Origin of the sequence: Nonomuraea wenchangensis (genome assembly GCF_900111685.1) — a bacterium.
In the GTDB taxonomy this organism is placed as follows: Bacteria; Actinomycetota; Actinomycetes; order Streptosporangiales; family Streptosporangiaceae; genus Nonomuraea; species Nonomuraea wenchangensis.
This window is the reverse complement of the sequence record NZ_FOHX01000037.1, coordinates 1-7,263: the sequence shown is the minus strand read 5'-3', so window position 1 is coordinate 7,263 and position 7,263 is coordinate 1. Positions and strand designations below refer to the sequence as shown.

Here is a 7,263-nt window from a genome sequence, read left to right as displayed (position 1 = left end):
CGCCCCGGAACCACCGCAGCACCAGGACCGCCTGCCAGAACGGGGTAAGGGCGCGGCTCCCTTTGGGGGTGCCGAGCCGGCGGCGCTCGTCGTGCAGCAGTCGGGCAACATAGTGAATCAGCGCGCGGGAGACGTCGAGCGTGGCACGATGAGCAATCACGTGGAGCCTTCCGGGTGACGGGATTTCTTGTGGTGAGAACTCATCTACCGGAGGCTCCACGTCTGTCTCCGGCCTTCGACGACTTCTCCCGAAAGGCCCGAAACGTTACTGCGGGCGTCCCGGACATCCCCTATCACCCGAATTATTTCGCTGAGATCACCTCAGTGAACAAGTTAGTAAGCCGGTCAAAACGCCGCCGATCCACTACGGGGCAATTAGCGATCGCAACGGTGCTAACGGTGACAGCATCGCTGCTCGTCGCAGGAACCATCCCCTCAGCCCAAGCCGAGCCCACCGGACCAGTTACTCCATCGATAACCACATTCCCTCAGCCGGAGGATCCGGACGCGCTGTTCCGGGCAGCGCTGACCGAAGCGAAAAAGCAGAACAAACCGGTCGCGGTAGAAGCCGCGTACACCGAATCCTCGCGTACATGGGCCTATCCGGACGGTCATCTTGCCACCCAGTCCTATAACGGCCCCGCCCAGTTGCGGCGCGGCAAGACATGGGAATGGATCGACACCACCCTCATCGAAGAGAACGGCGTGCTCAGGCCCCGGCTGGCCAAGGCCGGGCTACGGCTGGCGCCCGGCGGCACCGGACCGTTCGCCTCCATCCGCATGGGACGCGGCAGCAGCTTCGGCCTGTCCTGGCCCACCGCGCTCCCCAAGCCGCAGATCAAGGGCAACGTCGCCACCTACGCAGGCGTCGCCGGCCCGTCCGCGGACCTGGTGGTGACCGCGCTGCCCACCGGATTCCGGCATGATGTGGTGCTGCGCGAGCGGCCTGCCGGGCCGGTGGAGTTCCGGATGCCGGTGCAGGCCCAGGGCGTCAAACTGGCCAAGACCAAGTCCGGGGCGCTCACCCTGTCCGACGACGAGGGCAAGGACAAGGGCGAGAAGATCGCCTCCGCGCCCGCCCCGCGCATGTGGGACGCCACGGCGGCCAAGGCCGACGCCAAGCAGCCGGGACGGGAAGCCAAGGTCGCCACCGACGTGGTCAAGGGCGACAACGGTGACACCGTCCTAGTGCTGAAGCCGGACGCCAAGTGGCTGGCCGACCCGGCAACCCAGTATCCGGTCACCGTGGACCCGACCACCACGCTGACCGTGACGCAGGAGACGTCGGTCATGTCGCCGAACTCGGCCACGGGTGCCGGGCAGGTGTCCCGGTCCAACCCCCGATCCTGCCCCACCCCTTCCACCTGTGGCTATACCAGAGAGTCCGCCACCCGCGCGCTGCTGGCCTTCGACACCGCGCCGATCAGCGGCCGCCATGTGGTCGGGGCCACCATGCAGCTGTCGCTGCGCGGCAGCTCCACTACGTGCAGCAGCCTGCAGGCGGTCACCGCCTCCCTCATCACCGAAGAATGGGAAGCGGAAGAGACCTTCTGGGAGAACCAGCCGGCCACCCGCCCCGACGAACGCTCCTCTCTCGACCCCTGTACCCAAGTACTCACCGACGGGGCGATCTGGAGCTGGAACCTGACCGCGATGGCCCAAGCCTGGGCCACCGGCACCGCCAACCACGGCCTGCAACTGCGGCTCGGCAACGAGCTGCCGGTGCCTAAGGACCTCAGCGAGTCGTACAACTTCTGGGCCCAGATGTTTGGCGGCTCCCGCGTGCCGAAACTGAGCGTGGACTGGGTGCTCCCGCCGGCGATTCCAACCGTCACCGCCGAGTCGATCGACTCCATGTCCGGTAACGACGCCATCGCCCGGAGCACCAACGTCAAGGTCGCTTACAAGTCCAGCGTCCCCGAGGCGACGAACCTGGACTACACCGTGACCGTCAACGACTCCACCATGGCGCCCCCGGCCGCCCAGCTGCCCACCGGCGAAGCGGCCTGGTGGAAGCTGGACGAGACCTCCGGAACCACCGCCACCGACGCCACCGGCAAGGGCTTCAACGCCACTCTGAGCGGCGCCTACAGCCGCGTCCCCGGCCAGCTCGGCCAGGCGGTCAAGCTGTCGCCCGGCGGCCTGATCCGCACCACCGCACCGGTCCTGAACACCAACCAGAGCTACACCGTCACCGCCTGGGTACGCCTCGACAGCGGCGCCGGCGACCAGGCCGTGTTCTCCCAGATGGGCACCAACCAGCCGGGCTTCAGCCTCGGCTACCTGGCCTCCAACGCCGCCGAGCTGGACCAGCGCTGGATCCTCACCCTGAACGACGCCGACACCGCCAACGCCAACCCGATCCCGATCGGGTCGAAGAAGCTGGCCGGCGTCGGCCGCTGGACGCATCTGGCCGCCCAGTACGACGCGACCGCCCACAAGATGCGCCTGTACGTCGACGGCGAACTCAACGCCGAACGCGACCACACCGCCGGCTGGAACGCCCGCGGCGCCTTCCAGATCGGCCGCGGCACCGTCATCGCCGGCGACGAGGCCAGCCTCGACGGCGCCGTCGACGACGTGCACGCCTACCAGCGAGTGCTGACCGGCGACGAGATCCGCGCCCTGGTCGGCGTGCCCGGCACCACCACCCACAACAACATCCCGTCGGGCCAGGCGCTGGACAAGGTGTTCACGCTGGACAACCCGGCCAGCTTCAAGTTCGTGGTCAAGGCCTGCCGCAGCGGCCTCACCCGGCCTTCCTGCAACGAGAGCCCGGCCTACCGCATCACCTCCGACGCGCCGGTGCTGCCCTCCGACACCGAGACCGGCATGGCCGACCCGGCCCAGCCGATCCTGTCCGGCATGGTCAACCGCCCCTCCGGCGGCCAGGTGACCGCCAAGTACTACCTGTACGACAACAACGGCCTGCCCATCGGCTCCGCACCACTCGGCAGCCGCACCGTCACCGGCGGCCAGCGCGCCTCCTTCCAACTTCCGGCCAACACCGTCCAAGCCGGCCGCACATACAAGTGGCAGATGGTTGCCTGCGTCACCGGCCAGCAGGACGACGGCTCCGACCCTGGCCCCACCCCAACTCCCACGCCTACTCCGACCCCCACCCCAACTCCCACGCCTACTCCGACCCCCACCCCAACTCCCACGCCTACTCCGACGCCCACGCCGACCCCGTCCGGTCTGGTGGCCGCTTACGGCATGAACGAGGGCACCGGCCGCACCATCACCGACCCCGTCGGGGGCAACGACGGCAGCGCCTCCGGCACTACGTGGGTCACCGGCAAGTACGGCAAGGCTCTCTCCTTCAATGGCACCTATGGCACAACAGTGGACATCGAGGACGCACCCTCCCTGCGTCTCGGTAACAAGCTGACCCTGTCAGCCTGGGTCAAGCCCAGCGCCGTGGACGGCTGGCGCACCGTGATCGCCAAGGACAACGACAACGTCTTCGACCTGTCCTACGGCCTCTACGCCGCCTCCGAGGGCGGCCCCACCGGCTGGTTCACCGTCAACGGACAACCAGAACCCGTCGGAGCCACCGGCAACCTGACCGTCAACACCTGGACACACCTCGCCGTCACCTACGACGGCACCATCGCCCGCCTCTACCTCAACGGCACCCAGGTCGCCCAGGAAACTTTCAGCGGCTCGATCACCAACGACGCCGGCCTCCTGCACATCGGCGGCAACGGCATCTACGGCGAGTATTTCAAGGGCGTCATCGACGAAGTCCGCATCTACAACCGCGCTCAGACCGCGGCTGAGATCACCACCGACATGAATACCCCTTTGGGGGGTACAGCTACTTCTGCCGTCCCACCCCAGTCGCCACCCACGACGGCATCGACCACGTCAAACGGGTCAGGCAGCGAGATCTGTACGCCTAAAACCGCACCTGTAACGTTCACCACCCCTGGCACACCTCCGCCGGGCCCAGATGAGGAAATCGGCCATCTGACGTTCCAAAAGGACAGCTTCGTCATCAAGACTGCGAAGACGGACCCTGGCGCATGTGCCGGTAGTCCCTGCACAGTGGTCGATTCCAACACGATGGATATCGGCCGTGCTGGCGTAGACAAGACGGTCAGCGTCATCAGCTTCAATCTCGACGAACTTCCCGCTGGTGCGACTGTCCTGGAGGGAGTTCTCAAGCTTGGCTCCCCCACGTGTCCGAGTGACACCTGTCCAGCAGACACCGTAATCACCGCAACGCCGCTGAAGTCCTCTGTGCAGCAGAACACTAAGGGCTCAGACCTCGCGGGCGATGCCGACTTACGCGTGGCTCCCTATCAGCTGCCACTGAACGGCCCGCAAGCTGACATCGCTGGCACCGAATACCAATGGCTTCTGCTCACCTCGAACACTGACAAATTGATCACGTTCGGTGCAACAACAGCTCTAGAACAGCCATCGCTCGTGGTTACATATCTGCTTCCCAAGCCACCCAGCAAGGTGCTCAACCTGTCGGCTCAGCCCGGCGACTCCGGCGCGCTCGCCAGCTGGGGCATTCCTGAGACCAATGGCAGTGTCGCCTTTCTCGACGGTTACGATGTCGAGGTTGCCGACTCGGGCGGGACCGTCGTTAAAATGCTGGATGTCACTTATCCGTTCGCTACGGTCACCGGTCTTAACAATGGCAATGTCTACACTCTCAAAGTTCGAGCCAAGACCGCGTTCGGGACCGGCGAGTGGGAGGCCATCTCGGTAACCCCGAAGGCGGTACCACCACCGCCTTCACCAGGATCGTCCCGACCCTGCGTACTAGAGACGCCGTCGAGTGGGCGAGCCACAGCCACCAACGCACCCGCTGCCGAGGCGTACATCGAGCGGGTGAAGGCCTATTATCAGGCGCAGGATGGTGTTTTAGAAGGTGACGCGAACACGATCTGGGATGTGCCCGACGTAACACCTCAGGCACCCAGCACTGCCAAGCTTTCCCTCCTAAACGCGACGCTAGTGCAACAGCACGCGGCCATGGAAGCAGGCGGCGAGACGCGTACCGACTCCGCTGTCGAGATCTCCGACAGTGTCGTACATCCTGGGCCGAATGAAACGATCCGGGTCACTACGAAGGTAGTCCGGACGTGGAAGACAAACACTTCATCGGCAACTGCCCAGGCGACCACAACGAAGAATAGTTCGGGAGAGGTGGATCCAAGCGAGTCTACGATTTCCATCCATGTCTTCGACAGATGCGGCAATATGACGGAGATCCAAGTCCCGAATCCGGCGTATGAAGACTCCACCGACTTTGGCGACTCTTGCGGAGGCTTCGTCGAAGGCTCTGGTCTTCTACAGGCTTCTGCCGCGCAGAACTGCGAGGCCCGTAAGTTCAAATCCCCAGACGGATGGGACCAGAACCGCATCTGCACCGGAGGAGCTTGCCGCTCCGAACTTTTCGGATGGAACACGCTTACCAAAGGCATAGAATTCACAGCAGGTAGCGTTATCCGGTGGGAGTACCCCACAGAAAAGGCTCCCCTGATAGTACGCGAGTGGCGTCCTTTCGCATCGGTAAGACTCACATGCTCCTTCGGAAACAGCAAGATCGACGCCCTCATCGCTGATACACTCAAGCTCAAGGTTGACATGGCGCTCACCTTCAGCACCCTGGGTTGGTCACCTTCCATATCCTGGCCTCCAGGAGCCGCACCGTCGGAGGGCAGCCAGAGCGGCAGCCTGAGCTACGAAGCAGCGGAGGGCGTTAAGATGGTCGCGCCGGAACCGGTCAGGTTTGCGGCAGAATGCGACAGCGTCCTTTGCTACGGATTCACCAAAATCAAGCACAGCGCGACCGCATACTTGAACATTTTGGCCGACTGTAAGCCAAAAGCGGAGAAACCCAAGGACTGTATCGCCGTTCCTAAAACCATCACCATGTGGCCACAAGCAGGCCAATGGGCACCCACAGTATTTCCCTTCACCATAGGGGACTGAGCAAAAATTCATGATGTAGGCCGAGGCGCGACGCCTTCGGCCTACATCATGACCTTCGACAAGAACGGACACATATGGACGCCGCCAGGAAACGCAGATATGCAGTGAGAGTCATCGCTGTTCTCTCAGTCGCAGCTTTCCTCCTTGAAGGTATTCACCTTTTCAGTGGGCGATCTGATCGGTTACGCGAGATCTATGGCGGCGCCCTGCAGATTGCGCATCCGGAGTACCGCGTCACCTTGGCTCGCGAAACTGATTCCGGCCCGATCTCGACGGATCTCCAGATGAGCGCACAAGAGGTGGAGCCGTCACTGGGGGCTCGCACCATATTCGGACAAATCCAGATGAACGTGCTCGGCTTGGTTTCTGCGCCATCTCTGCCGAGAACCAGGATGAGTGAACTCCTAGCCTCCTTCGGCGGCGGACGGGGAACCGATGAGATTTTAAAATCGAAGGCGCGACAAGAAATTTCTGAGCTGCCCGAGGGCAAGTTTGCCAGTGCCATCGTAGAGCTGGCGGATCCGATGACAGAGGATGAATTGACGTCCAACGGGCAGACGTCAGGCATACGGTCGGACGCAGTCTACTTATTTCTGTCCGGCAAGAGACCGAACGCTGATCTACCTCTCTATTGGAGACCTTGTGCAGTCTACGAAGAGGAATGCATAAGGACGCCTGCAGTTCAGTTGTTCCGGCACTGGACGGCAAATCTGAACTGGGCCGACGCTGTCAACCTCCACAATTACGACCTGGATATATCCGAGTTGCGTCAGGCCGCGGAACGCGGCCTCGTCTACGGATTCCTGGCATACGGATATTCAGGAAAAGCCCTGGCCGAGATCGTCGACCAGCCGACAGTCAGAACTGTTCGAATCGTTGCGATTAGCTGACATCAGCCTCGATCCTTCATGCTCGAACTTCCGTCCACCGAGTGAGCGGCTCAGCCACTGCCCGGCAGCTATAGACCTACGTTCATGTACACACTGAGGTGATCTCAGCGAAATAATTCGGGTGATAGGGGATGTCCGGGACGCCCGCAGTAACGTTTCGGGCCTTTCGGGAGAAGTCGTCGAAGGCCGGAGACAGACGTGGAGCCTCCGGTAGATGAGTTCTCACCACAAGAAATCCCGTCACCCGGAAGGCTCCACGTGATTGCTCATCGTGCCACGCTCGACGTCTCCCGCGCGCTGATTCACTATGTTGCCCGACTGCTGCACGACGAGCGCCGCCGGCTCGGCACCCCCAAAGGGAGCCGCGCCCTTACCCCGTTCTGGCAGGCGGTCCTGGTGCTGCGGTGGTTCCGGGGCG

Annotated in this window: 2 protein-coding genes; both read left to right on the top strand. The window is 63.1% G+C overall.

Annotated elements, in window-relative coordinates; translation table 11 throughout:
- The first annotated feature begins 399 nt into the window (after positions 1–399).
- Entirely contained in the window at positions 400–5,955 is a 5,556-nt protein-coding gene (locus BMW85_RS47955) for a LamG-like jellyroll fold domain-containing protein (RefSeq protein WP_143082683.1), read from the top strand.
- 104 nt (positions 5,956–6,059) lie between these two features.
- Positions 6,060–6,845, top strand: a complete 786-nt coding sequence (locus tag BMW85_RS49155) for a hypothetical protein (RefSeq protein WP_143082682.1) — start codon at positions 6,060–6,062, stop codon at positions 6,843–6,845.
- Positions 6,846–7,263 lie beyond the last annotated feature (418 nt).